This window comes from Mesorhizobium sp. M1078 (assembly GCF_040318615.1).
GTDB lineage: Bacteria > Pseudomonadota > Alphaproteobacteria > Rhizobiales > Rhizobiaceae > Mesorhizobium.
In genome coordinates, this window is sequence record NZ_JAMYMP010000005.1 from 20,950 (window position 1) to 45,937 (window position 24,988).

At 64.0% G+C, this 24,988-nt stretch carries 28 protein-coding genes and 1 pseudogene; 16 read left to right on the forward strand and 13 right to left on the reverse strand.

Annotated features, from left to right (window positions below; all coding sequences use genetic code 11):
- The first annotated feature begins 247 nt into the window (after nucleotides 1-247).
- The 5 genes from NKH38_RS09110 to dnaQ all read left to right on the forward strand — a co-directional run bounded on the left by NKH38_RS09110 (nucleotide 248) and on the right by dnaQ (nucleotide 4,106).
- A complete protein-coding gene (locus tag NKH38_RS09110) occupies nucleotides 248-1,186 on the forward strand; it encodes a pyruvate, water dikinase regulatory protein (protein WP_502896583.1) in 939 nt (312 codons plus the stop codon).
- 58 nt (nucleotides 1,187-1,244) lie between these two features.
- Nucleotides 1,245-1,844, forward strand: coding sequence for a Maf-like protein (locus NKH38_RS09115; protein WP_023685039.1), 600 nt, complete (start codon nucleotides 1,245-1,247; stop codon nucleotides 1,842-1,844).
- Nucleotides 1,837-2,664 (forward strand): shikimate dehydrogenase, encoded by an 828-nt coding sequence (locus NKH38_RS09120; RefSeq protein WP_352759766.1) that lies wholly within the window; start codon nucleotides 1,837-1,839, stop codon nucleotides 2,662-2,664. Before NKH38_RS09115 ends, NKH38_RS09120 begins: the two co-directional genes overlap by 8 nt.
- A 27-nt stretch (nucleotides 2,665-2,691) precedes the next feature.
- Nucleotides 2,692-3,276 (forward strand): dephospho-CoA kinase, encoded by a 585-nt coding sequence (gene coaE / locus NKH38_RS09125; RefSeq protein ID WP_352759813.1) that lies wholly within the window; start codon nucleotides 2,692-2,694, stop codon nucleotides 3,274-3,276.
- Between the two features lie 125 nt (nucleotides 3,277-3,401).
- Nucleotides 3,402-4,106 (forward strand): DNA polymerase III subunit epsilon, encoded by a 705-nt coding sequence (dnaQ, locus tag NKH38_RS09130; protein ID WP_023822335.1) that lies wholly within the window; start codon nucleotides 3,402-3,404, stop codon nucleotides 4,104-4,106.
- Nucleotides 4,107-4,369: 263 nt separating this feature from the next.
- Here dnaQ and secB read toward each other — a convergent pair whose 3' ends face one another.
- Both secB and NKH38_RS09140 read right to left on the reverse strand, forming a co-directional pair.
- Nucleotides 4,370-4,870 (reverse strand): protein-export chaperone SecB, encoded by a 501-nt coding sequence (gene secB, locus NKH38_RS09135; RefSeq protein WP_023672105.1) that lies wholly within the window; start codon nucleotides 4,868-4,870, stop codon nucleotides 4,370-4,372.
- A 139-nt stretch (nucleotides 4,871-5,009) separates the two neighbouring features.
- The gene (locus NKH38_RS09140) at nucleotides 5,010-5,510 is read right to left on the reverse strand and encodes an FxsA family protein (protein WP_352655401.1); all 501 of its coding nucleotides are present in this window, start codon (nucleotides 5,508-5,510) and stop codon (nucleotides 5,010-5,012) included.
- Nucleotides 5,511-5,706: 196 nt separating this feature from the next.
- Between NKH38_RS09140 and NKH38_RS09145 the strand changes: the two genes are divergently transcribed.
- The 4 genes from NKH38_RS09145 (at nucleotide 5,707) to NKH38_RS09160 (ending at nucleotide 8,474) form a co-directional block, all read left to right on the forward strand.
- Complete coding sequence (locus NKH38_RS09145; protein WP_352759761.1) at nucleotides 5,707-6,411, forward strand: Tim44/TimA family putative adaptor protein; 705 nt, start codon at nucleotides 5,707-5,709, stop codon at nucleotides 6,409-6,411.
- A 79-nt stretch (nucleotides 6,412-6,490) separates the two neighbouring features.
- Nucleotides 6,491-7,591, forward strand: coding sequence for a murein transglycosylase A (gene mltA, locus NKH38_RS09150; protein WP_352759811.1), 1,101 nt, complete (start codon nucleotides 6,491-6,493; stop codon nucleotides 7,589-7,591).
- Nucleotides 7,588-8,106, forward strand: coding sequence for a Smr/MutS family protein (locus NKH38_RS09155; protein ID WP_023710324.1), 519 nt, complete (start codon nucleotides 7,588-7,590; stop codon nucleotides 8,104-8,106). Before mltA ends, NKH38_RS09155 begins: the two co-directional genes overlap by 4 nt.
- Nucleotides 8,106-8,474, forward strand: coding sequence for a helix-turn-helix domain-containing protein (locus NKH38_RS09160; protein ID WP_023672100.1), 369 nt, complete (start codon nucleotides 8,106-8,108; stop codon nucleotides 8,472-8,474). Before NKH38_RS09155 ends, NKH38_RS09160 begins: the two co-directional genes overlap by 1 nt.
- A 95-nt stretch (nucleotides 8,475-8,569) precedes the next feature.
- On the opposite strand, the gene NKH38_RS09165 is transcribed toward NKH38_RS09160, so the two are convergent.
- The 4 genes from NKH38_RS09165 to NKH38_RS09180 all read right to left on the reverse strand — a co-directional run bounded on the left by NKH38_RS09165 (nucleotide 8,570) and on the right by NKH38_RS09180 (nucleotide 11,812).
- Nucleotides 8,570-8,776 carry a hypothetical protein gene (locus tag NKH38_RS09165; RefSeq protein WP_023672099.1) on the reverse strand — a complete coding sequence of 69 codons (207 nt, stop codon included), beginning with the start codon at nucleotides 8,774-8,776 and terminating at the stop codon, nucleotides 8,570-8,572.
- Between the two features lie 336 nt (nucleotides 8,777-9,112).
- Nucleotides 9,113-9,730, reverse strand: coding sequence for a transglutaminase-like cysteine peptidase (locus NKH38_RS09170; RefSeq protein ID WP_352759756.1), 618 nt, complete (start codon nucleotides 9,728-9,730; stop codon nucleotides 9,113-9,115).
- A gap of 192 nt (nucleotides 9,731-9,922) precedes the next feature.
- Nucleotides 9,923-11,200 (reverse strand): polyhydroxyalkanoate depolymerase, encoded by a 1,278-nt coding sequence (locus NKH38_RS09175; protein ID WP_352759753.1) that lies wholly within the window; start codon nucleotides 11,198-11,200, stop codon nucleotides 9,923-9,925.
- 252 nt (nucleotides 11,201-11,452) lie between these two features.
- Nucleotides 11,453-11,812: a septal ring lytic transglycosylase RlpA family protein gene (locus NKH38_RS09180; RefSeq protein ID WP_023672096.1), complete on the reverse strand. Its 360-nt coding sequence runs from the start codon at nucleotides 11,810-11,812 to the stop codon at nucleotides 11,453-11,455.
- Nucleotides 11,813-12,122: 310 nt separating this feature from the next.
- On the opposite strand from NKH38_RS09180, the gene NKH38_RS09185 reads away from it, so the two are divergent.
- Nucleotides 12,123-12,308, forward strand: a complete 186-nt coding sequence (locus NKH38_RS09185; RefSeq protein WP_023750996.1) for a hypothetical protein — start codon at nucleotides 12,123-12,125, stop codon at nucleotides 12,306-12,308.
- A 315-nt stretch (nucleotides 12,309-12,623) separates the two neighbouring features.
- On the opposite strand, the pseudogene NKH38_RS09190 reads toward NKH38_RS09185, so the two are convergent.
- From NKH38_RS09190 to tauA, 5 genes and pseudogenes are all read right to left on the reverse strand, one after another.
- A pseudogene (locus tag NKH38_RS09190) lies at nucleotides 12,624-13,238 on the reverse strand (ATP-binding cassette domain-containing protein); the annotation flags it as partial.
- Between the two features lie 109 nt (nucleotides 13,239-13,347).
- Nucleotides 13,348-13,530 carry a hypothetical protein gene (locus NKH38_RS09195; RefSeq protein WP_023692929.1) on the reverse strand — a complete coding sequence of 61 codons (183 nt, stop codon included), beginning with the start codon at nucleotides 13,528-13,530 and terminating at the stop codon, nucleotides 13,348-13,350.
- Nucleotides 13,531-13,609: 79 nt separating this feature from the next.
- Nucleotides 13,610-14,470 carry an ABC transporter permease subunit gene (locus tag NKH38_RS09200; protein WP_352759749.1) on the reverse strand — a complete coding sequence of 287 codons (861 nt, stop codon included), beginning with the start codon at nucleotides 14,468-14,470 and terminating at the stop codon, nucleotides 13,610-13,612.
- Nucleotides 14,467-15,258 (reverse strand): taurine ABC transporter ATP-binding protein, encoded by a 792-nt coding sequence (locus NKH38_RS09205; RefSeq protein ID WP_023692931.1) that lies wholly within the window; start codon nucleotides 15,256-15,258, stop codon nucleotides 14,467-14,469. Before NKH38_RS09205 ends, NKH38_RS09200 begins: the two co-directional genes overlap by 4 nt.
- Nucleotides 15,259-15,411: 153 nt before the next feature.
- Nucleotides 15,412-16,425 carry a taurine ABC transporter substrate-binding protein gene (gene tauA / locus NKH38_RS09210; RefSeq protein WP_023692932.1) on the reverse strand — a complete coding sequence of 338 codons (1,014 nt, stop codon included), beginning with the start codon at nucleotides 16,423-16,425 and terminating at the stop codon, nucleotides 15,412-15,414.
- A 468-nt stretch (nucleotides 16,426-16,893) separates the two neighbouring features.
- Here tauA and NKH38_RS09215 point away from each other — a divergent pair, with 468 nt between their 5' ends.
- The 6 genes from NKH38_RS09215 (at nucleotide 16,894) to NKH38_RS09240 (ending at nucleotide 22,934) form a co-directional block, all read left to right on the forward strand.
- Complete coding sequence (locus tag NKH38_RS09215) at nucleotides 16,894-17,496, forward strand: histidine phosphatase family protein (RefSeq protein ID WP_023692933.1); 603 nt, start codon at nucleotides 16,894-16,896, stop codon at nucleotides 17,494-17,496.
- Nucleotides 17,497-17,911: 415 nt separating this feature from the next.
- Nucleotides 17,912-18,388 carry an RrF2 family transcriptional regulator gene (locus NKH38_RS09220; protein ID WP_352759745.1) on the forward strand — a complete coding sequence of 159 codons (477 nt, stop codon included), beginning with the start codon at nucleotides 17,912-17,914 and terminating at the stop codon, nucleotides 18,386-18,388.
- A gap of 16 nt (nucleotides 18,389-18,404) precedes the next feature.
- Nucleotides 18,405-19,772: an FAD/NAD(P)-binding protein gene (locus tag NKH38_RS09225; RefSeq protein ID WP_352759743.1), complete on the forward strand. Its 1,368-nt coding sequence runs from the start codon at nucleotides 18,405-18,407 to the stop codon at nucleotides 19,770-19,772.
- Nucleotides 19,773-19,999: 227 nt separating this feature from the next.
- Nucleotides 20,000-21,433 (forward strand): pyridoxal-phosphate dependent enzyme, encoded by a 1,434-nt coding sequence (locus NKH38_RS09230; RefSeq protein ID WP_352759740.1) that lies wholly within the window; start codon nucleotides 20,000-20,002, stop codon nucleotides 21,431-21,433.
- Nucleotides 21,430-22,611 (forward strand): trans-sulfuration enzyme family protein, encoded by a 1,182-nt coding sequence (locus tag NKH38_RS09235; RefSeq protein WP_352443640.1) that lies wholly within the window; start codon nucleotides 21,430-21,432, stop codon nucleotides 22,609-22,611. The genes NKH38_RS09230 and NKH38_RS09235 overlap by 4 nt, the downstream gene beginning before the upstream one ends.
- A gap of 146 nt (nucleotides 22,612-22,757) precedes the next feature.
- Nucleotides 22,758-22,934, forward strand: coding sequence for a hypothetical protein (locus NKH38_RS09240; RefSeq protein WP_352759821.1), 177 nt, complete (start codon nucleotides 22,758-22,760; stop codon nucleotides 22,932-22,934).
- 29 nt (nucleotides 22,935-22,963) lie between these two features.
- On the opposite strand, the gene NKH38_RS09245 is transcribed toward NKH38_RS09240, so the two are convergent.
- Both NKH38_RS09245 and NKH38_RS09250 read right to left on the reverse strand, forming a co-directional pair.
- Nucleotides 22,964-23,269 carry a UBP-type zinc finger domain-containing protein gene (locus tag NKH38_RS09245; RefSeq protein ID WP_023672079.1) on the reverse strand — a complete coding sequence of 102 codons (306 nt, stop codon included), beginning with the start codon at nucleotides 23,267-23,269 and terminating at the stop codon, nucleotides 22,964-22,966.
- A complete protein-coding gene (locus NKH38_RS09250; RefSeq protein ID WP_352759734.1) occupies nucleotides 23,269-24,936 on the reverse strand; it encodes an FAD-dependent oxidoreductase in 1,668 nt (555 codons plus the stop codon). Before NKH38_RS09250 ends, NKH38_RS09245 begins: the two co-directional genes overlap by 1 nt.
- Nucleotides 24,937-24,988: the final 52 nt, after the last annotated feature.

Genomic DNA, 24,988 nt, shown 5'->3' on the forward strand with positions numbered 1-24,988 from the left:
AGTCTATTTCTAGAATCTTCTGATTCTAAGAGTCTGTTGGTATCGGTGGTTGTCACCTGTCCCGCTTTGCCCTGGAAAAGGCCAGCCAGCATTTTGTCGCGTGTTTCTTCCGCGGGATTGTCAAAGAGTGTGGATGACCAGGATTCCATCACTTGAGTCAATGGTTTGGCGTAGCCGCTGAAAAACCGCCTCTGTGGATGAAGCGCTGGCAAAAACGCCCGTCCCCAGATTTGTCCCCAGCCGCACAGTGAAGCTGACAGCGCATCGAATTGTGGACAACTGGCCTTCTGATACAGTCGCCTCCAGCCGGTCGCCTTTGCGGTCCCTATTTATCCACACAAGCCCACAGCCTGAGGCGCCCCCTGTGAACAAACCCCAGAGCTTCTTTCACCTGCACCTGATCTCCGACGCCACCGGCGAGACGCTGCTGGCGGCCGGCCGCGCCGCCTCGGCGCAATACAAGGATGCGCGCGCCATCGAGCATATCTATCCGCTCATCCGCACCGAAAAGCAGGTGGCGAAAGTCTTCGAGGACATAGAGGAGGAACCGGGCATCATCCTCTACACCGTCGTCGACCAGAAGCTGGCGCGCGGCATTGACGAGCGCTGCGCCACCATGGGGCTACCCTGTGTTTCGGTGCTGGAGCCGGTCCTCACCGTCTTCCAGTCCTATCTCGGCACGCCGGCCGGCCGCCGCGTCGGCGCCCAGCATGTGCTCGACGCCGATTATTTCCACCGTATCGACGCACTCAATTTCACCATGGAGCATGATGACGGCCAGCTGCCGCTCAATATGGACGACGCGGATGTGGTGCTGATCGGCATTTCCAGGACATCGAAGACGCCGACCAGCATCTATCTCGCCAACCGCGGCATCAAGACCGCCAACATCCCGATCGTGCTCGGCGTGCCGGTGCCCGAAAGCCTGGTCGCTGCCACCAAGCCGCTGATCGTCGGGCTGATCGCCACCGCCGAACGCATCTCGCATGTCCGGCAGAACCGCGTGCTCGGCAACAGCAGCACCTACGAAGCGACCGATTATGTCGACCGTGCCTCGATCGCCGAAGAGCTCGCCTATGCCCGCCAGATCTGCACCCGCCACAATTGGCCGATGATAGACGTCAGCCGCCGCTCGATCGAAGAGACCGCGGCAGCCATTGTTGCCCTGCGGGGGAAGAATAGATGATGGGATGGCAACTCGACCTCCTGCCCCAATCAACCACTATCGACCAGGCCCAGAACCCATGACCGAAAAAATCATCCTTGCCTCCGGCAGCCCGTTCCGCAAAGCAATGCTCATCAATGCCGGGCTCGGCATCGAAGCGGTGCCTGCCGATGTCGACGAGCGTGCGCTCGAGGCGCCGTTGCAGGACAGCGGTGTGTCGCCGGAAGATGTCGCCCTGATACTCGCCGAAGCCAAGGCGACCGAGGTCAGCGAACGCAGACCGGGCGCCCTGGTGCTCGGCTGCGACCAGACTTTGTCACTGGGAGATGAAGTGTTCCACAAGCCGGCCGACATGGAAGGCGCCCGCCGCCATCTGCTGGCGCTGTCAGGCAAGACGCATCAGCTGAACAGCGCCGCCGTGCTCTGCCGCAACGGCAAGGTGCTGTGGCGCCATGTCGGCATCGCCAGCCTTACCATGCGCAAGCTCGATCCGGCCTTCGTCGGCCGGCACCTGGCCCGCGTCGGCGCCAAGGCGTTGTCGAGCGTCGGCGCCTACCAGATCGAGGGCGAAGGCATCCAGCTGTTCGAAAAGATCGAAGGCGATTATTTCACCATTGTCGGCCTGCCGCTGTTACCGGTGCTGGCGGAATTGCGTGCGCTCGGAGCCATCGATGGTTGAGAAAAAAGCTTTCGTCACCGGCCATCCGATCGCGCATTCGCGCTCGCCGAAGATCCACGGCTATTGGCTGAACACATACGGCATCGACGGCAGCTATCATGCGATCGATGTCGCGCCGGCCGATTTCCCCGAGTTCCTCTCTTCCCTCCAGGCCAATGGCTACCAGGGCGGCAACGTCACCATCCCGCACAAGGAGGTCGCCTTCGCCCGGGTCGAGCGCCGCGACCAGGCGGCGGAGATGATCGGCGCGGTCAACATGCTGTGGCTGGACGACGGCGTGCTGTGGGGCGGCAATTCGGACTGGATCGGCTTTGCCGGCAATCTCGACGAGCATGCCCCGGGCTGGGAGAGAAACGCTCCGGCCGTGGTGCTCGGCGCCGGCGGCGCGTCGCGCGCGGTCATCCACGCGCTCAAAGTGCGCGGCATCAAAGATATCCGCATCGTCAACCGCACATTGGCGCGGGCGCAGGAACTCGCCGACCGCTTCGGCGCCGGCGTTTCGGCGCATGGCGCGGTCGGCGACTTGCTTGGCGATGCCGGCTTGCTGATCAACACGACGGCACTTGGCATGCATGGCGATGCGACGCTGGCCGCCGATCCGGCCTGCCTGCCAGCTCACGCCATTGTCGCAGACATCGTCTATGTGCCGCTGGAAACACCGCTGCTTGCCGCTGCCCGCGGGAGAAATTTGAAGACAGTCGACGGGCTCGGCATGCTGTTGCACCAGGCTGTGCCCGGTTTCGAACGCTGGTTCGGCAAGATGCCACAGGTCACGCCTGAGTTGCGACAGATGATCGTCGCCGACATCCTCGCCAAATGATGGGTCGCAAATGATGGGCGCCAAATGATGACCGTGCTCGGCCTCACCGGATCGATCGGCATGGGCAAGTCGACGACGGCGAAAATGTTCGTCGACGCCGGCGTGCCGGTGCATGACTCCGACGAGACCGTGCATCGCCTCTATGCCGGCAAGGCAGCACCTCTCGTCGAGGCGGCCTTTCCCGGCACCGTGATTGCCGGTTCGGTCGACCGCACCGAGTTGGCGCGCCGCGTGCTCGGCAACGCTGCTGCGCTGAAGACATTGGAGACGATCGTCCATCCGCTGGTGCGGGCCGATGCCGATGCCTTTCTGGCAAGGCACCGCGCCGCCGGCGCGCCGCTCGTCGTGCTCGACATTCCGCTGCTGTTCGAAACCGGCGGCCGCAACCGTGTCGACAAGGTCGTCGTCGTCACCGCGCCGGCCGAAATCCAGCGCGCCCGCGTGCTGGCGCGTCCTGACATGAGTGAGGAAAAGCTGGCGGCAATCCTGGCCAAGCAGGTGCCCGACGCCGAAAAGCGCCGGCAGGCCGATTTCGTCATCGACACCGGCGAAGGCATGGACGCCGCCCGCACCGCGGTCGGCGCGATCATTGCCGAGCTCTCAGGGCGCTGAACTCGCCTGCTAACTCCTGGGGGATAAGTCGCGCCCATCAGGCTCCTGACGGCAGGCTGTCGGCATTGCCCATTGCCATTTTGTTCCGCTCCATGATTCTACTCCTCCAGGAGTGGGTTGATTCTATGCGTGAGATCATTTTCGATACCGAAACCACCGGACTCGACATGCGCGACGACCGCATCATCGAGCTTGGTGGCGTCGAGCTGGTCAACCGCTTCCCGACCGGCCGCACCTTCCACAAATTCATCAATCCGCAGGGGCGCGCCGTCCATGTCGAGGCGCAAGCCGTGCACGGCATCAGCGCCGCCGACCTCGTCGGCAAGCCGACCTTTGCCGAAATCGCCGAGGAATGGCTCGCCTTCACCGACGGCGCCAAGCTCGTCGCCCACAACGCCAATTTCGACATCGGCTTCCTCAACACGGAATTCGGGCGGCTCGGCCAGCCGGCCATAGACACCGGGCGCGTCGTCGACACGCTGGCGCTGGCGCGGCGCAAGCACCCTATGGGACCCAATTCGCTCGACGCGCTCTGCCGCCGCTACGGCATCGACAACGGCCACCGCACCAAGCACGGCGCGCTGCTCGATTCCGAGCTCCTGGCCGAAGTCTACATCGAACTCATCGGCGGCAAGCAGGCCGCACTTGTCCTCGACGCCGTCGTGGTGCAGCTCAACAGCAATGGCGACGTTGCCGATATCGACATCTCGATCGCCGCCAGGCCAATTGCCCTGCCGCCGCGCCTGACCCAGGGCGAGCGAGCGGCGCATGCGGGGCTGGTGGCGACGCTCGGTGAAAAGGCGCTGTGGCTGAAGGTGGCGGCGGGGTGAACGGATCGCGGAGGTAGCGTTCCGTCACACCCCTCTCTGGCCTGCCGGCCATCTCCCCCTCAAGGGGGGAGATCAGCAGCTTCGCCGCTCCAGCCCATTCCTGCAACCTCTAAAGTTGGCGAAGGTCGCGATGACGGCCAATCTCCCCCCCTGAGGGGGAGATGCCTGGCAAGGCAGAGGGGGGTGCTGTCCCGCCAGCATCTCAGTATACAAAAAGCCCGGCACGAAGCCGGGCTTTCAACTCATGCGCGTGACGCTTGCCTTCAGCTCACCTTGACCTTCGATGCCGCCTGGTCCTCTGCCAGCTTCTGCTGGAACATCTGGGCGAAATCGATCGGGTCGAGCATCAGGGGCGGGAAGCCGCCATTGCGGGTGGCTTCGGCGATGATCTGGCGGGCGAACGGGAACAAAAGCCGCGGGCATTCAATGAACAGGATCGGCAGCATGTGCTCCTGCGGGAAGCCGGCGATGGCAAATACGCCGCCATAGACCAGTTCGACATTGAACAGCACTTCCTGGTCGAAGGACGCCTTGGCGTTCAAGGTCAGATTGACGTCGAACTGCTTGTCGGAGAGCGGGTTGGCATTGACATTGACGTTGATCGCGATGCCGGGGGCCTTGTCGCGGCCGCGCAGCGAGTTCGGCGCGCCGGGGCTTTCGAAGGACAGGTCCTTCACATACTGGGCAAGCACGTTGAGCGACGGCTGCGCCGTTTCGCCGTTGCCGTTGGCGGCGCCGACCGGCGCGTCATCTTTGCTGGCCATGAGCCTTGTTCCTTTTGCCTGGACAGCAGCGCTGACCGAATTGAAATCGGGCGTTGGCTAGCATGGTCGGCAAGACAAGACAAGGTTTGCCGCCTTCAGGCCGGAAGGGGTCAATAGTCAGTCGTCCTCAAGGCGACATTCAGTCGTCCTTCAGGCGGCGCCACGGCGAGTTATGGTCGGGACCGCGGTTGAAATCGTCCTCGCGCGAATAGTCGCCGTCGTCGAGGTCGATGACCTTGTCGCGCGACCTGCCGCGAAAACCGCCGGCGGTGAAATCGGTCGCGACGACGATGCGGCCCTTGAGCCTGCGCCAGGCAAGGTCGCGCACCGGCGGCAGGAACAGCAGCAGGCCGATAATATCGGTAATGAAGCCGGGGATGATCAACAGGATCGCGGCGACCACGATCATGGCGCCATGCGCGAGCTGGCGGCTGGGGTCGCCGCCGCCGGCCATCTCGGCGCGGACCCGCGCCATGACGCCAAAACCCTGGTGCCGGAGCAGAAGCACGCCGGCAATGCTTGAAGCCAGCACCAGGCCGACCGTCGCCAGCGCCCCGACCTCGCGGCCGACAATGACGAAACCGGCGATTTCCAGCAGCGGCAGCGCAAGCAGGAACAGAGGAAGGAAGGAAATGCGCAAGTCTAGACCGATCGTTTCCATGTTTGCCGGGCGGCGCATAATCGCCGCTGGCACTGAGGCCGTTAGATAGGTATGCCTGCCTTTGATTTGAATGATTGCGCCATGCGTTCTATATGCTTTGCATGTTTAACGCCATGCGACCGCCGCCCGATTGGCTGGCGGTCCCGGCCAGGTCAGGGATTGATTGGCGAAAGTTATGGGATTCTTCGACTTCGGCACCATTTTCTTTCTGATTGCGGCGGTGGTGATCTTTTTCCAGTTGCGCAACGTGCTTGGCCGCCGCACGGGCAGCGAGCGCCCGCCCTTCGATCCGTACACGGCCAGCCGCACCGAGAAGGACGCGACCCAGAAGCCCGAAAATGTGGTTTCGCTGCCACGCAAGCGCATGCAGGGCGAGACGGCTGCCGAGACCTATGCGGCCATCGATGCCTTCGCCAAGCCCGACACCGACCTCAACAAGGGCCTGCGCGCGATCAAGGATAATGATCCCTCCTTCGACCCCAAAGTCTTCGTCGACGGCGCCAAGATGGCTTATGAGATGATCGTCATGGCCTATGCCGATGGCGACCGCAAAACGCTGAAGAACCTGTTGTCGCGCGAGGTTTTTGACGGCTTCGTTGCCGCGATTGGCGACCGCGAGGCGAAAGCCGAAAAGATCCAGTCCTCCTTCGTCGGCATCGACAAGGCCGACATCGTCTCGGCCGAGATGAAGGGCGGCGAGGCCCACATCACGCTGCGCATCGTGAGCGAACTGATTTCGGCGACCCGCGACAAGGCGGGTGCCGTCATCGATGGCGATCCCGAGACGGTGGCCGAGGTCAAGGATGTCTGGACCTTCGCACGCGACACACGCTCGCGCGATCCGAACTGGAAGCTGGTCGCCACCGAGGAAGAAGACTGAGCCTATGCATGTCGCCCGGCGCGGGCAGCTTTTTTGGGATAGCGACATGCAGGCAAACATGGGCAGTGGCGAGGCTGAGGTGTCGCTCTCGCCGCTTTTCGTGGAAAAGTCCTTCGATGATCTTCCCGGTTGGAATTCCGATGACCATCTGCCCGCTTTCGAAGCCTTCCGCCGTTCGGCCTTTCATGTCCTGAACAAGCCCTACCGCACCGGTTCGTTGGGCGTCCGGTTCGACGCGTTTGCCGGCGCTTATGACGAGGCGCGCACCGTTTCGCCGGCGAATCGGTCGGCGGCCAAGGGTTTTTTCGAGCGCCATTTCGCACCAGTCCAGATTCGATCCGAAAACCCCGGCCTGGTCACCGGCTTCTACGAGCCCGAGGCCGAGGCTTCACCAGTGCGCACGGATGAATTCACGGTGCCGCTACTGGCGCGGCCTTCCGATCTCGTCGACATCGATGATGCCAACCGTCCTCGAGGGATGGACGACTATCTCGCCTTGGCCCGCGATACGCCGCAGGGCCTGGTGGAGTATTTCGACCGCAGTGAGATCGAGAGAGGCGCGCTGGCCGGCCAAGGCCTGGAAATCGCCTGGCTTGCCGACAAGGTCGACGTCTTCTTCATCCATGTGCAAGGTGCGGCCAGGCTGAAGATGACCGACGGCCGGCTTTGCCGCGTCACCTACGCCGCCAAATCCGGCCAACGTTTCAGCGGTCCGGGGAAGATTCTCGCCGAACTCGGCGAAATCCCACTGGAAAAAGTGACGATGCAGTCTATCCGCGCCTGGTTCAGGGCGCATCCGGATCGCGTCGACGAGATCCTCTGGCAGAACCGCTCCTACATCTTCTTTCGCGAAGCCGATGTCGACGATGCCGCACTCGGTCCTGTCGCCGCCGCCAAGGTGCCGTTGACGCCGGGCCGTTCGCTCGCGGTCGACCGGCTGCTGCACACATTCGGTACCCCCTTCTACATCGACGCTCCGTCGCTGACCGCCTTCGACGGAAAACCGTTCCGGCGGCTGATGATTGCGCAGGACACCGGCTCGGCCATCATCGGGCCGGCGCGGGGCGATCTGTTCGCCGGCTCCGGCGATGCGGCCGGCGAGATCGCCGGCGTCGTTCGCAATGCGGCCGATTTCTATGCCTTGGTTCCACGCGCTCTCGTTTCGGAATCGAATCGATGAGCAAGCGCCCCGATAAACTCAACGAAGACGATCGGGTGCTGTGGAACCTGGTGGCGCGTACCGCCCGACCGCTGAAGGGCCGGACCGCGGTCGAGATTCCCGACATCGTCGTAGACCCTAGGCCGGCACAGACGCCGGTCGCTGTCGGTCCGGTCCTCGCCGCCAAGCCGAAGGCGCAGCATGTATCGCACGCGCTGGACGAGCCGACATTGGACAAGCTGAAGAAGGGCCGGCTGCCGATCGAAGGCCGCGTCGATCTGCATGGCATGACCCAGGACGAGGCCTATTCGCTGCTGTTTTCGTTCCTGCACCGGGCCCATGCCGGCGGCATCCGCTATGTCCTCGTCATTACGGGAAAAGGGTCGTCGTCGGGCGGCGACGGCGTCTTGCGGCGCGCCGTGCCTGCCTGGCTGTCGACGCCTGCCTTCCGGCCGCTGGTCTCCAGCCACGATCACGCCGCCCGCAACCACGGCGGTTCGGGCGCGCTCTACGTTCGACTCAGGCGAACCCGCTGATGACGCCGTTCGGCGAAAAACTGCGGGCGCTTCGAGCCGAGCGCGGCTTGCGCCAGAAGGACATGGCGCAGGCGATCGGAGTCAGCGCCGCCTATTTGTCGGCGCTGGAACATGGCCGCCGCGGCGCGCCGACCTGGACGCTGATCCAGAAGATCATCGGCTATTTCAACGTCATCTGGGACGATGCCGAAGAGCTGGCGCGTCTGGCCGAGGCCTCACATCCGCGGGTGAGACTCGATACGTCCGGCCTCAGTCCTGCCGCCACCGAGTTGGCCAATCTGTTGGCCGAAAACATCGAGAAGCTGGACGAAGCCGAGCTTGCCCGCATCACCGGCTCGATCCGGGCGGCACTGGAGCGGCGTAAGTAGGGCGGCGCCAAGGCCACGAATGCTCATCAATAGCGCCGGCATTTCATCCTGAAGGCGATGCCCGCCGGCCGTTAGCCAGCGGGCATATAGCGAGATTACTTCGCGCCGGCCTGGCCGCCACGGCCGCCAGTGCTGTCATGATCGCCGCCGCGACCGCCACCCAGGCAGTCCGAGGTGAGATCGCAACAGCGATTGCCCCACTGGTTGTTCTTGGCGCAGCCGGTCTGGTCGGCCATAGCGGATCCGGCCAGGGACGATACCGCGATGGCGGCGAGGAAAGCATTACGCAGGAAAGCAGTCATTTGAAGTCTCCATGGTTGGGTTTCTGTTTACGGCTGTGTGTCGCCGCTGGAGACGGTTTGGTTCACGCAGGTAGCGAAATTTTTTGAGGAGGCGTTTCGAGAGGTAAGATTTCGAGGGCAGCGCTGCCCTCATCCGCCTGCCGGCGACTATTTTGCAACGTTGACGATTGGCGAAATCACCGATGGCAGCATCTTTCTCCCCGTCACTATACGGGGAGAAATGCCCGGCAGGGCAATGAGGGGCAGCGCCGACTTGCGGTTATCTCGTGAAAGTTATTAGCCGCGGGCTTCCGACGAAGCTGTTCGCAGCGACGCGCTCACATGCATCGTCCTTATTTACTGGACCGCGCCGACCAGCACCTGCTGGCCGCCGCGGATCGAGACCCAGCGGCCGGTGTTGTCGATGGCCTGCCGCTTGAGGAAGCGATAGCCGGTGGCGTCCCAGATCTTCACCTTGTCGGTCAGATTGTCGAGGACGTAGTCGCCCTTGTCGGTGCGTACGGTCAGCACGGCATGGCCTTCGCCGTCCGGCTTGCGCACGACGGTGATCAAGAGATCGGCCAGCGACACGCCCGAGCGCGAGAGCTGGCGGCGTTTTTCCAGCACATAGTCTTCGCAATCGCCGACGCCCTTGTCGGGATAGGCCCAGACCTCGTCCTTGCCATAGATGTCGTAGTCGCTCATCGGCTTGACGGCGGCGTTGACCCTTGACGTCACGTTGATCAGCTTGCGCATGAAGGCGTCGGTCATCGCGGCGGGGTTGAGGTTGCTCGGCCGGATCGAGCATTCGCCGGGCTGGGTTTTACAGAAATCATAGTGGCCGATCGGCTGCGAGGTCATGCCGCCCGTCGCCATGGCGCCGCCTGCAAGTGCCGGCATCGCCCAGCATGCAGAGATCGCCAGCCCTGCTGCCGCCCACAGGCGCAGCGTCCGTGCCATCGGTGAGGAAGTCATTGTCCCCGTTCGCCCTTGTTCTTAACGAAAGGTTAAAGGGGATTTACACTCCGTGTCAATTATGGGGGGAGCCAGATTCTTCGGCATGGTTACCCGCGCCCGCCCAACAGCGTCTATTGTGCAACAGAACGCCTGTGGCGCGCAAAATCGCCTCGCTTTTGCGGGCAATGCACGCTGCAGCCGGATCGAGCCTCAGCCTTTGGCGGAGCGGACCAGCTTGGGTTTCACCGCTACGCGTGTTTGGCGGCCGTAGCTTGTGATGAAATCGACGATGCGCGGCACGATCTCCGAGCGGAATCGCGACCCGTTGAAGACGCCGTAATGGCCGACGGCCGGCTGCATGTAATGCGCATGCCGGTCAGCCGGGATGTTGGGGCAGAGATCATGCGCGGCCTGGGTCTGGCCGAGACCGGAAATGTCGTCGTTCTCGCCTTCGACCGTGAACAGCGCGACATTGCGGATCGCCTTGGTGTCGACCACCTCGCCGCGATGCGTCATCTCGCCCTTGGGCAGCGCATGGCGCACGAACACCGTGTCGACGGTCTGCAGATAGAATTCCGCCGTCAGGTCCATCACCGCCAGATATTCGTCGTAGAAATCGCGGTGCTTCTCGGCATTGTCGCCGTCATGCTTGACCAGATGCATGAAGAAGTCCTTGTGGGCGGTGATGTGGCGGTCGAGGTTCATGCTCATGAAGCCCGACAGCTGCAGGAACCCCGGATAGACCTCGCGGCCGAAGCCCAGCACCGGCCATGGCGCATGCATGATGACGTTGTCGCGGAACCAGTCGATGCCCTTTTCCTTGGCCAGAAGATTGACCGCGGTCGGGTTGCGGCGTGTGTCGATCGGCCCGCCCATCAGGGTCATGGTCGAGGGCACGAAGGGATCGCCGCGCTTTTCCATCAGCGCCACCGCTGCCAGCACCGGCACCGAAGGCTGGCACACCGCCATCACATGGGTGTCCGGCCCCAGCGCATGCAGCATGTCGATGATGTAGTCGATATAGTCGTCGAGGTCGAAATGGCCGTCAGTCACCGGTACCATGCGGGCATCGACCCAGTCGGTGATGTGCACGTCGGCATAGGGCAGCATCGCCTCGACCGTGCCGCGCAGCAGCGTCGCATAATGGCCCGACATCGGCGCCACGATGAGAAGCTTGGGGTCGGCCTTTCGCCCGGCGGGCACCGACCGCTCGAAGCGGGTAAGATTGCAGAACGGCTTCGACCACACCGTCTTTTCGCTGACCTCGACGCTCTTCCAGTCGACCACGGTCTTGCTCAGGCCGAAATGCGGCTTGCTGTAGCGGCGCGTCGTGCGCTCGAACAGTTCGGCGGTGGCGGCGACCGAGCGGCCCCACGGCGTATGCGAAAACGGATTGAGCGGGTTGGTGTAGAACAGCCGCACTGCATCGGCATAAAGCCGCGCGGGCTGCAAGGCGGCATGGTTCATTTCATAGAGCTGATAGAACATCAGGTACTCCGCAGCTGCCGTGACCGAAGGGACGACGGACAGCGCCGAGCCTTGAATGTCTCGCGCGGAGGTTAACAAGATATTGCTGCGATGCAATACGTCACGTGGCGTGACATATGCCAATCTTTCGTCCAAGGCCTTGAGAAACCGCGTTGGGCGGGTGCAGCCGGCTCAATGTGCACTGCAAAATGCAAGGCTGTTGGACGACGGGGCAGGATGTGTCCGGCCCGATCGGGCCGGACTTGGACAGATCTAGACGCGCGCCATGCACACCGAGGTATGGCCGGAGCCGATGAAGCCGAGTTGGCCGGCGGCGCCCTTGGACAGATCGAGCACGCGCCCTTTGATGAACGGGCCGCGGTCGTTGATGCGCACGATGACGCTGCGGCCATTATTCTGGTTGGTCACTTTCAACTTGGTGCCGAAAGGCAGGCTGCGGTGCGCGGCGGTCAGCGCCGACGGGTTCATGCGTTCGCCATTGGCGGTCCTGGAATGCAGTGCGTACCAGGAGGCGCGGCCGCACTGGCCAGCGGCGGAGGAGGCGGATGCACCGACCATTAGGCCAGCCGCGATCGTTACCGCGACAAGCGCGGTCTGGTTTGTTTTCTTCATGTTGGGGGGATTGGCTCCGTTTTCGACAGACCCCAGCCGTTAAGTGTCGAATAAGGCAGGAAATGCGGCAAGCATCAGGCAGTTCCGTGGCACCGGCACACGTTTGGAGTCGCTGGGAAACAGTTTGTCAGGCATCTTTCGTGTGGCGCGGCCGTATCGCCGGCGATATTGCGAGCTGTTTCACAGATTCCGTGAGCAAGGCAGGACGTTATAGTACAAGTAGAAGAGAGCGCGATTGGGCGCCGTCCTTTCGCTCTGTCATCACGGTCATGGCGCAGTTGACGATCGACTTTGAAAAGGGATTCCAACGATGAGACTGTTCAAATATCTGCTGGCTCTGATCGTACTGGCCATCGGCGCGCTGTGGTCGCTGCAAGGCATTGGCGTGGTCGGCGGCAGCTTCATGACCGGCCAGTCGCAATGGCTCTATATCGGCATCGTGACCATGCTGGTCGGTTTCGCCGGGCTGGTATGGGCGAGCCGTTCGCCGGGGTGAGTTGCGACGAAAGTCGACCGCCACAGATCGACCCCCACTCGGGCTCGCTTCGCTCGACACCTCTCCCCCGATCGACGGGGGAGAGGAAAGGCGCGAGCCTTGCAGGGGCGCGAATTTATGCGGCCTGGCTCCCTTCCTCTCCCTCCGGAGGGGGGAGAGGTGGCGCCGCAAAGCGGTGACGGAGTGGGGGAAGGCGCTGGTCAAACCCGCAGTCGCAAACAGGGCCAACCCGGCGAGCAAGAAAACAGCCACCCCATATTGCCGGTCCATTCTGTTACCTATCTATCCGGTTCGGATAGAATGCCCGCGACAGCACTACCCGAACAGCTGATCCAGAATCCTGCCCTCCAGCCTGGCAAGCTCGACCGAACCGCGCCGGCGCGGCCGCGCCACCGATACGTCGAGATCGAGCGCGATGCGGCCGTCCTCGATCACCACCACCCGGTCGGCGAGCGCAACCGCCTCGGCGACGTCATGCGTGACCAGCACCGCGGTGAATTTTTGCTCCAGCCAGATGCGTTCCAGAAGCTGCTGCATTTCGATGCGGGTCAGCGCATCGAGCGCGCCGAGCGGCTCGTCGAGCGCCAGGATCCGAGGCTGGCCGATCAGGGCGCGCGCCAGCGCCACGCGCTGCTTCTGGCCGCCCGACAGCACCGAGGGCCATTCGTCGGCGCGGTCGGCGAGGCCGACTTCACCCAGGATGGCGAGCGCGCGCCGCCTGGCTTCCGCACCGGTGGCAAGCCCGGTCAGCCCGACCTCGACGTTTTTCACCACGCTGGCCCAGGGCAACAGCCGCGGCTCCTGGAACATGAAGCGGCTCTCTTCGCCGGCGCCGGCCTTCGCCTCCGGCCCGAATGTAAGGGATCCAGCGGTTGGCCGATCGAGCCCGGCCAGCAGCCGCAACAGCGTACTCTTGCCGCAGCCGCTCTTAGTAGAGAAACGATTTTGCGAGATGAATAGGCGGAACGGAATTGTTTTCTACGGGCGGGTCGAGAAAGCCTCTTTCTCGCCGTTCACGGGGCGAGGAGCGCCAATCACCTCACTGCGACCAATACTGCCAGGCCCAGTAAAATCCCTCGTCGCGTGGCGGCAGGCGGTCGCGTTCGGCGTCGAGTTGCACCGGGGCCGGCGATTTCGGCTGCGGCTGCCACGACGAGTTCTCCCGCCAGGCGAGCAGCCAGTTGCCGAGATGGGCGAACAGCACCGCGGTGGACTGGGTCATGACATCACTCCTTCTGTTCCGGATCGGCGGTCGCCGTGCTGCGAAGGGAAGCAGCCGGTCAAACCGGCAGAAACTTGTTTCATTCCTTTCCCGCCCACGGAACCAGCTGACGCTCGATCCGGCGGATGATGAATTCCAGCACGAAGGCTATTGTCGCGATCACCACTATTCCCATCACCACGACATCGGTGACCAGGAACTGGGCGGCCGACTGGATCATGAAGCCGAGGCCGCGCGTTGCCGCCACCAGCTCGGCTGCAACCAGCGTCGACCAGCCGGCGCCGAGCGCGATGCGCAGGCCGGTGAGGATCGACGGCAGCGCGCTGGGCAGGATGACATGGCGCACCACTTGGCGCTGCGTCGCACCAAGCGAACGGGCCGCATCGATGCGCTCCTTTGAGACACCGCGCACGCCCGAGGCCGTCGACAGCGCCACCGGCGCCAGCATGGCAATGGCGATCACCAGGATCTTTGACGGTTCGCCGATACCGAACCAGATGATGACCAGCGGCAGATAGGCGAGCGGCGGGATCGGCCGCAAAAATTCGAGCAAGGGATCGAAGATGCCGCGCCCGACCGTCGAAATGCCGATAGCCAGCCCAACCGGAACGCCGATGACGATGGCCGCGAGCAGCGCCGCGAACACGCGGCCGAGGCTGGCGACGATATGCTGGAGCAAAGTCGCGTCGACGAAGCCGTCCTTGATCACCACGATGAACTTGGTCCACACGGCGGCGGGCGACGGCAAGAACACCGGCGACACCAGTTGCAGGCGCGCAGACAGCGCCCATGCCGCCAGCACGACCAGGATGGTGACGGCGCTGATCGCCCGCGAGGAAACCCTGCGCCGCTTCCGCACCGGCCGCGACCACGGGACCGAAAGGGCATCGGCCTCGCCGGTTGCGACGGCCGGCCGCTCGCTGTAGGAGGTGACGCTCATGCCACCTCTCCTTCGAAGATCGCGTCGGTCAGTTCGCCGCGCGCCGCGGCAAAGGCCGGATCGGCCTTGATGGCGCGGATCGGCTCGCCTGCGGCATAGCGCCGGCTGAAACCGGTCTTGAATGTCCGCACCACATGGCCAGGTCCCGGCGCCAGCACGACGATGCTTGTGGCCAGCACCAGCGCCTCCTCGATGCCGTGCGTGACCATCAGCACGCCAACCCGGCTTGCGGTCCACAGGTCGAGCAGCGTCGTCTGCATGCGCTCGCGCGTCAGCGCATCGAGCGCGCCGAGCGGTTCGTCGAGCAGCAGGAATTCCGGTTCGGCGGCGAGTGCACGGGCGAGGCCGACGCGCTGGCGCATGCCGCCGGACAATTCCCATATGCGCTTGTCGCCGACGCCGTCGAGCTTGACCAGTACCAGCAATTCGTCGGCGCGACGCGCCCGCTCCGCTTGCGGCACGCCGCGCAGCCTGAGCGCAAAGGCGACGTTTTCCCGCGCCGTCAGCCAGGGAAACAGCGCATCGTTCTGGAACACGACCGCCCGGTCGGAGCCCGGCCCGGTGATCGGCCGGCCGCCGATCGTGGCGACACCGCGCGCGGGCTCGACCAGGCCGGCGGCGACATTGAGCAGCGAGGTCTTGCCGCAGCCGGAGCGGCCGACCAGCACGACGAAATCACCCTTGGCGACATCGATGGAAACTCGGTCGACCGCCGGCGTTGCCTGGCCGTCATAGTGAACCGAGACCTTGTCGAGTACGAGATGCGGGTCGAGTACGAGATGCGGCATGAAAAGGGGCTCCGGAAGAAAATCAGCCTGCCCCGGCCCTCGTTAAGCGGATCCGGGACAGGCAGCACGCGGCGTCAGGGAAGAAGAACCGCGCGTGTCACTAAAGCGCCGCGTGCCGCTGGGGCACGAAAAGGACGCCCTAAAACTCAGCTGTCAGTTCGAGGCCAGAGCCTCGGTCACGTATTTCGACGACACGTATTTCGAATAGTCGGGCAGCACGGCGTCGATCTTGCCCTGCTCCTTGAGGAAGGCCGAAGCTGCCTCGATCGCCTTGACCGTGCCGCCGCCGAGGAATTTGTCGGAAGCCTGCTCCTCCAATGTCGGGAAGACGTAACCCTTGAGGAGCTGCGGCACCTCTTCCAGTTTGGCGCCGGTGATCTTGGCGATCTTGGCCGCTTCCGGCGACGAAACCGACCATGCCTCGGGCTTGGCCAGGAACTGGGCATAGGATTCGCCGGTCACCTTGACGAAATCGCGCACGGCGTCCGGGTTCTTTTCGGCGAAGTCGGTGCGCACGATCCAGGCGTCGAAGGTCGGCGCGCCCCAGGCGGCAACCTGCGAGGAATCCAGCACCACCTTGCCTGTCGTCTTGATCTGGCCGAGCGCCGGATCCCAGACATAGGCCGCGTCTATGTCGCCGCGGGCGAAGGCGGCGGCTATTTCCGGTGGCCTGAGATTAAGGATTTCGACCGACTTCGGGTCGACGTTGTCGTGCTTCAGCGCCGCAAGCAGGCTGTAATGCGTGGTCGACACGAACGGCACCGCCACCTTCTTGCCGGCGAGGTCGGCGATCTTCTCGATGCCGGATCCGTTGCGGGCGACCAGCGCTTCGGACTGGCCGATCAGGCCGACGACAAAGATGGTCTGGATCGGCAGTTCGCGGCTGGCGGCCGCGGCCAGCGGACTCGAGCCGACATAGCCGATATCGACCGAACCGGATGCGACGGCGGCGATGACATCGGCGCCGGAATCGAATTTGCGCCAGTCGATCGTGGCCTTGGTCGCCTTTTCATAGGCGCCGTCGGCCTGCGCTACTTTGGAAGGTTCGACCACCGTCTGGTAGCCGATGGTGATGTTGAGGTCCTGCGCCTGGGCCGGGCCGAGGAAGGCCGCACCCGCCAAAGCTGCCGACGACAGGAGGACAATGCGTCGCGAAATGCTGGACATGAAAGGCTCCATGAAAAATGAGAAAAAGCGGATGCCTGTTCATAGTCAGCTAATTCTATCATTCTTGTAGAGTTAAATCCTTCCAAGCAAGAAGCACTTGTTAGAAAAAAACCACCGGCTGATGCGGGCGCGGTGACCGGCCCGTGTCGATCCATGCGCAAACGCAAACGGCGCCCGAAAGGTGCTGAAGAGTTGGTGGTCCTGCCAACCCCTGGCTGCGGGAGAAGGCCTGGACTTTCGGCAGATGCCGGTCACAGTGGCGCGAGCGTGCCGATTTACACCGGCTTTCAATCCGGCATCGTTGGCCGGCATCGTTGGGCCCGTATCGTTGGGCCCGTATCGTTGGCAAGCTATTTTGCCGGCCGAAACCGTCACGAACCGTGATCCTCTACACGCGATCGCCTTGTAGGGGCGGCGCAACCAAGAAGTCGCCGGCCTCAGCGGCTCGGAAAGAGGCAGTCTTTTCTCATGCTTGTACGCCTGACCATGATCTGCAGTGGCGCCACGCCTGCCACGCGCAAGGGGTCGTTCCACCTGGATGAGGCGTTGGAGCCGCGATCCCTGGCGCTTGCCGAAACGATGGGCCTGCGCCGCGCCGACCGGGTCTGGGTGAGCCCGGCGCTGCGCGCCCGCCAGACCGCCGAAGCCATGGCGCTCAAACCGTCGGTCGAGCCGCTGCTGGCGGAGCAGGACTTCGGCAGCTGGGCGGGCCGGAGCTTTGAGGACGTCCAGGCGCTTGAGCCGGATGGCATCGCCGCCTGGCTCGGCGATGCCGAGGCCGCGCCGCATGGCGGCGAGTCGCTGGCCGATGTCGCGCGCCGCGCCGCGCGCCTCATGGACGGAATGATGCAGACGAGCGGCCACACCATCGCGGTGACCCATGCCGGCGTCATCCGAGCGGCGATCGTCCATGTGCTCGGCGCGCCGCTTGCGGCCTGCCGCAGCATCGATGTCGAGCCGTTGAGCCTCACCGACTTCCGCAGCGACGGCCACCGCTGGATGCTGCGGTCAAGCGGCGTGCCGGTGGCCGCTAAGGCCGCCCGGTCTCAGAGCGGCAAGGCGGCGTCCTGATATCGGGCGCAGGGCGGCGCCCGAGTTGTCGGGAGTCATGTTTCGCCGATCCGCAGGCTGCGACCCAAAATTCCCGGCAAAGCCCCAAATGGCGCAAATCCATGCTGTAAAAGAGGGTCGATTTGAAAACACTTTTCGCGTGTTCGAGGGTAAGTATAGTAATCTTATCGACATTGGGAGCAGGAGCCGCCGCTCATCGCCGCAATCGCTCGCGGCTGGCTGTGACCTTAACGGCACAAAGCTTGCCAAAGTGGCCCCTGCGGCGTGAAAACGAAGCAAAATCAAGGTTTCTCGGCTTGTATATCATTTCAGTAGAATTTATGTGTCGAAGCAGCTTGCACGCGGCGGGGAGGCACGTCAGGCGTTTCGCAACCGATGGTTTTGGGCCATCGCCTGACAGAGAAACATTCGGTCTATGCTCACCAAAAAAGGCAAGTACGGCCTCAAGGCGCTGGTCCATCTGGCGCAACTGCCGATGGGACAGCTCGCCTTTGTCGGCGACATCGCCAGCGGCAACAACATTCCGAAGAAATTCCTCGACGCCATTCTGGGCGAATTGCGCAATGCCGGCTTCGTCCAGAGCCGCAAGGGCAAGGATGGCGGCTATCGCTTGGCGCGCCCGGCCGACGAGATCAAGGTCGGCCATGTCGTGCGCGTGCTCGACGGACCGCTGGCGCCCATCCCCTGCGCCAGCCGCACCCAGTATCAGCGCTGTGAAGACTGCAATGAGGCGACATGCCAAGTCCGACATCTGATGCTCGAGGTCCGGCAGGCGATCGCCGAGGTGCTCGACCAGCGCACGCTGGCCGAGATGCGGGACATCGTCCTCGACGACCTTCCGGTCGCGAGGGACATCGACGAGCTTGCGCCGGCGCAAAAGGTCCCCGCCTGATCCTGAGCGTGCTCGCATGAGCGTCGCGCGCGCCAATTCGATCATCCCCAGCTCGATCATCATCGTCGGCGGCGGCGCCAGCGGCGTCGTGTTGGCCGCGCATCTGCTGAAGTCGCCGAACCCGGACCTTCGCGTCACGCTGATCGAAAAGCGTCCGCATTTCGGCCAGGGCATCGCCTATTCGACGCTTTTGTCGGCGCACGTGCTGAATGTCAGCGCCGCGGGGATGAGCGCCTATGCCGAAGATCCCCTGAATTTCTGGCGCTGGTTGCAGGGGCGCGGCCTGATAAGCCAGGAACAGACGCCGCAGACACCCTTCTATGCACCGCGCAGCGTCTATGCCCGCTACCTCAAGGAAGTGCTCGACGAGCTCGAAGCGCGCGAAAAGGAAACCGGCCGTCTCAGGCTAATTCGCGAGGAAAGCCTGTCGATCTCGCCGACATCGTCCGGTGTCGAAGTGGTGCTGGCCAACGGCACCAGCGTCGTCGCGCATCTGGCGGTGCTTGCCACCGGCCATGACGAGCAGCCCGGCGCCGGCCAGGGCCACGCCATCCGCATGGGCACCGAGGCCGACACCGCGCTCGGTCCTGAAGCCCGCGTGCTGGTGCTGGGCACCGGGCTCAGCATGGTCGATGCCTTCCTGTCGCTCGAGCAGCGCGGCCATCGCGGCGAGATCGTCGCCATGTCGCGGCGCGGCCTGCTGCCGTCGCCGCACCGCAAGGGCAACCCGATCAAGCTCGACGTCGCCGACATTCCGCTCGGTACGCAGCTCTCCTATTTCGTCGGCTGGTTCCGCGACCTGATCCGAGAAAACCAGAAGGCCGGCATCGACTGGCGCGACGTCGTCGATGGGCTGCGACCCTTCAACCAGAAGATCTGGCAGAACTGGCCGTCCTCGGCCAAGCGCCGCTTCGTCGAGCACACCAAGGCCTGGTGGGACATCCATCGCCATCGGCTGGCGCCCGAGGTACATACCCGCGTCACCGAGGCGGTGCGCACCGGCCGCATCCGCCCGGTCGCCGGCCGTGTCGTCGGCATCGAGGCCGGCGATGGATTCACCGTCGGCATCCAGTCCCGCCACACAAAGGCGCTGGAAACGCTGCAGGTCGCGCGCATCTATGATTGCACCGGCATCGCCCGCGACATCTCGACCACGTCGAACAGCGTGGTGCGCTCGCTGGTCGACCGCGGCCTGGCGCGGCCCGACCCGCTGCGGCTTGGCCTCGATGTAACGGCCAAGTGCGAAATCATCGCCGGCGACGGCACCGCATCGGCCAAGATCCTCGCCGTCGGGCCGCTGACCCGCGGCACCTTCTTCGAGATCGACGCCATCCCCGACATCCGCGTGCAATGCGCTAGACTGAGCAAGCAGCTGCTGGGGTAAAGCTGTTGACGTCGGCGGGATAGCACGCCCCTCAGAGGGGGGTGGGAAGGATCGCTACGGAGGGTGTTGGGCTTGAGTCCAAAGCCGGCCTAAAACTGGAATTCCATTCCCCCTCTCGCCGGTTGATTGGCACGATCTACCTTCTTTCCGACTGCAAACGGCCGGAAAAGAAGCTACGCTGCCGCTCTGCCCCCGAGGCGGTCGCTTGTTCAAGGGAGCACATCGACATGAGCGAGCACGGAAAAGCTGCGCCAGGCAGTTCGGACGGCACGTTATCGCGCCTGCGTCCGCCATACGCCTCGGTGCTCGACCTCATCGGCCAGACGCCGGTGGTCGAATTGACCAAATTCGACACCGGCAAGTGCCGGCTGTTCATCAAGCTTGAAAGCCAGAATCCCGGTGGCTCGATCAAGGACCGCATTGCGCTGTCGATGATTGCCGCGGCCGAGAAGGAAGGCAAGCTGAAGCGCGGCGGCACCATCGTCGAGGCGACCGCCGGGAATACCGGTCTCGGCCTCGCCCAGGTCGGCATCCCCAAGGGCTACCGCATCATCCTCGTCGTGCCCGACAAGATGTCGCGCGAAAAGATCCAGCATCTGCGCGCGCTCGGCGCCGAAGTGCGCATGACGCGCTCCGATGTCGGCAAGGGCCATGCCGAATATTACCAGGACATGGCCGAGAAGATCGCATCGGAAACGCCCGGCGCCTTCTACGCCAACCAGTTCGCCAACCCGGCCAACCCCGAGGCGCATGAGACCACCACCGGACCGGAAATCCTTGCCCAGCTCGATGGCGACCTCGACGCCGTGGTCGTCGGCGTCGGCTCCGGCGGTACGCTGACCGGGCTTGGCCGCTACTTCGCCAGAACATCGCCGAAGACCGAAATGGTGCTGGCCGATCCCGTCGGATCGGTGCTGGCGCCGCTGATCAAGACCGGCAAGATGGAAGAGGCCGGCAGCTGGACCGTCGAAGGCATCGGCGAGGATTTTGTGCCGCCCAATGCCGATCTGTCGCTGGTCAGGAAAGCCTATTCCATCCCAGACAAGCAGAGCATGCTGGCCGTGCGGGACCTGCTTTCGAAGGAAGGCATTCTCGCCGGCTCGTCTTCCGGCACGCTGCTGTCGGCCGCGCTTCGCTATTGCCGCGAGCAGACGACAGCAAAACGTGTCGTCACCTTCGTCTGCGACAGCGGCAACAAATATTTGTCCAAGGTGTTCGACGATTTCTGGCTGGCCGAGCAGGGGCTGGCCGAACAGGAACAGCATGGCGATCTGCGCGACCTCGTCATGCGCTCGCACCGCACCGGCGACACCGTCTATGTCGGCCCCGACGAAAGCCTGCTCAACGCCTATGGCCGCATGCGCCGCTCCGATGTCTCGCAGCTGCCGGTGCTGGACAACGGCAAGCTGGTCGGCATTATCGATGAGGGCGATATATTGGCCAAGGTCGACGGCCCCTATGACGGCCGCTGGGACCGCTTCAACGCCCCGGTGCGCACCGCCATGACCTCCAATCTGCACACGCTGCAGGCCAATCAGACGCTGGATGCGCTGCTGCCGGTGTTCGACCGCAACGAGGTCGCCATCATCTTCGATGGCGACGAGTTCGTCGGCCTGATAACCCGTATCGACCTGATCAACCATTTGAGGCGCGCACGATGACTGCTGAAACATCCCCATCGGGCAAGAACCGCCTGGCTTTTTCCACGCGCACCATCCATGGCGGCCAGAGCCATGACCCGCTGACCGGCGCGGTGATGGTGCCGATCTACGCGACCTCGACCTATGGCCAGCAGTCGCCCGGCGTGCACAAGGGGTTTGAGTACGCCCGCAGCCAAAACCCGACCCGCTTTGCCTTCGAGCGCGCGGTGGCCGATCTCGAGAGCGGCTCGGCCGCCTTTGCCTTTGCTTCCGGCCTGGCGGCGATCTCGACCGTGCTCGAGCTGCTCGACAGCGGCGCCCATATCGTTGCAACCGACGACATCTATGGCGGCTCGTTCCGGCTGATGGAGCGGGTGCGCAAGCGCTCGGCCAATCTGCAGGTGAGTTTTGTGGACTTCACCGATCTGGCGGCGGTGGAAGCAGCGATTCGCCCGGAGACAAAACTGCTCTGGGTCGAAACTCCGACCAATCCGCTGCTGCGTATCGTCGACCTCGAAGGCGTTGCGGCACTCGCCAGGCGCAAAGGGGTTTTGACGGTCGCCGACAACACGTTCTGCAGCCCCTACATCCAGCGGCCGCTTGAACTCGGCATCGACATCGTCGTCCACTCGACGACGAAATATCTCAACGGCCATTCCGACATGGTCGGCGGCGTCGCCATCGTCGGCGACAACAAGGATTTGGCGGCCCAGCTGAAATTCCTGCAGAACGCCATCGGCGCCATCTCCGGTCCCTTCGACAGTTTTCTCGCGCTGCGCGGCATCAAGACACTGGCGCTCAGGATGGAGCGGCATTCCACGAACGGCCTGAAGATTGCGCAGTGGCTGGAGGCGCGAAAAGATGTGCGCCGCGTCGTCTACCCCGGCCTGGCCAGCCATCCGCAGCACGCCATCGCCGTCCAACAGATGCATGCCTTCGGCGGCATGATCTCGGTCGACCTCGACCGCGACCTCGCCGGCACCAAACGCTTCCTCGAACGGACGCAACTGTTCACGCTGGCTGAAAGCCTCGGCGGCGTCGAAAGCCTGATCGAACACCCGGCGCTGATGACGCACGGCTCGATCCCGGCCGAAAAGCGCGCGGAAATCGGCATTTCGGATTCGCTGGTGCGGTTGTCGGCGGGGATAGAGGATGGCGATGATCTGATCGCCGATCTGGAGCAGGCGTTGCGGGGGTAGGCGTACGGGATGCGTACCGATGACAATGAGGGGCGGCGCTGACCGTCAAGATTACATCCCAATCCGCCGCGCGTTAACACATTCAGCAGCCTTTGCTTAACCCTTCGCCGCTATGTCCAGCCTGGGGTGGCATGGCGAGAGTGAGTGTGATGGACAACAGCCCGGAAAAGCGCAGCGAATGGCGCGCCATCTTTTATGTGCAGGCCCGCGTGGCCATCCTGTTCGTCCCGGTCGTCGCCAGTCTTCTGATCATTGCCGCACTTGCCGGCAACGACCACAATCCCAATGCCATAGACCGCACGGTTACTGGCTCGGTGAAATAGGCGCAGCGGTCGGCCGACAGTCGGCCGCCTCAGAAAAACTTCGGGATCGGGCCGTTCTGCGGCGTCACGTCGCCTTCCAGGTCGATGAACGCCTCGTCGACAAAGCACCAGGCCCAGCCTTCCGGCGGGTCGTAGCCTTCGATGATAGGGTGCTTGGTGGCGTGGAAATGCTTGGTGGCGTGGCGGTTGGGCGAGTCGTCGCAGCAGCCGACATGGCCGCAGGTGCGGCAGAGCCTGAGATGCACCCACATGGAGCCGCTCTTCAGGCACTCCTCGCAGCCGAGCGCGCTCGGCGTCACCGTCTTGATGTCGCGCGTGTGTTTGCATTCATCCATTATGCTCTCCTGGCCAGTTCGGGCGCTGCTGCGTTGGGTCGCGCGAGATAGGCGTGCAAGGCAGCCACCACCTGGGCGCCTTCGCCGACGGCGGCGGCGACCCGCTTGACCGAGCCGGAGCGCACGTCGCCAATGGCGAACACGCCGCTGCGGCTGGTCTCCATCTGGCCCGCCCCTATGTCGGCGCCGGTGCGCACGAAGCCCCTGGCGTCGAGCGCGATATCGCACCCAGCCAGCCAATCGGTGTTGGGGTCGGCGCCGATGAACAGGAAGAGATGCTGGATCGGGCGCGTCTCGACGCCGCCGGGGTTGCGCCAACGCAACTGGGTGAGATTGCCGCCTTCGCCTTCCAGCGCCTCGATCTCGGTCTCGCCAAGCACCTCGATGTTGGGTTGCGCCTCGATACGCTCGACCAGATAGCGCGACATGGTTTCCCTGAGGCCGCCGCGGCGCGCCAGCATCGTCACCTTGCGCACCTGGCTGGCGAGATAGACGGCCGCCTGCCCCGCCGAATTGCCGGCGCCGACCAGCGCCACTTCTTGCCCTGTGCATAGCCGCGCTTCGATCGGCGAGGCCCAGTAATGCACCGACGTGCCCTCGAACTCGGCCAGCTTGGCGACGTCGAGGCGGCGGTAGCGCGCGCCGCTGGCGATCACCACGGTGCGCGCGCGCAGGCTTTCACCGTCGCCGACGATGAGCGTGTAGCCCTCGCCTGCTGCACCGAGCAGCTTGGCCTCGTCGGGGATGACTATTTCGACGCCGAATTTCTGCGCCTGGTTGTAGGCGCGCGCCATCAGCGCCATGCCGGAAATGCCGGTGGGGAAACCCAGATAGTTCTCGATACGCGCGGAGGCGCCGGCCTGGCCGCCGAAGGCGCGGCAATCGAGCACGATGGTCGACAGCCCTTCGGATCCCGCATAGACCGCGGCCGCCAGCCCCGCCGGCCCGGCGCCGACAATGGCGACGTCATAGACCATGTCGGGATCGATCGGCCGCAGCAGGCCGATGCAGCGGGCAAGTTCGGTTTCGCCGGGATTGTGCATCAGCTTGCCGTTGGGGCAGAGCACGATCGGCAGATGGTGCGGGTCGACATGAAAATGCTCAATCAGCGTCTTGGCGCACGGGTCGCTGTCGGAATCGAGCGCGCGGTGCGGCTGGCCGCTGCGGCGCAGAAACCCCTGCAGCCGCAGCGTGTCGCCATTGCCGGTCGGACCTACGACGATCGGTCCGCTGCTGCCGCTTTCCAGGAGCCCGACGCGGCGCAGGATCAGCGCCCGCATGATCCGCTCGCCAAGGCTTGCCTCCTGCACCATCAGGTCGCGCAGCCGCTGCGAGGGGATGACGAAGGCCTCGACCGGCTCGGCCGCCTCCGCATTGACCAGCGACGGCCGGCTGGAAAGCTGCGCCAGCTCGCCGATGAAATTGCCCGGACCATGAGTGACGATGGTCTCGCGCCGGCCGGGCCTGACATCCTGGGTGATATCGACCGTGCCCGACAGGATGACGATCAGCCCCGGCGCCACGGTGCCGGCGGTGACGATGTGCTCGCCGGCGGCATAGGAACTCGCCTCGCCGAACCGGCGCATGCGCTCGATATCGGCGTCGCCCAGGATGGGAAACATCTGGTCGCGGCGGGTGACGGTGATCGGCTGGGTGGGTGGGGCCATAGGTGCGAACGTAGCGCCGAGACGGCCGGGTTTGAAGTGGTTTGTTGGAGGA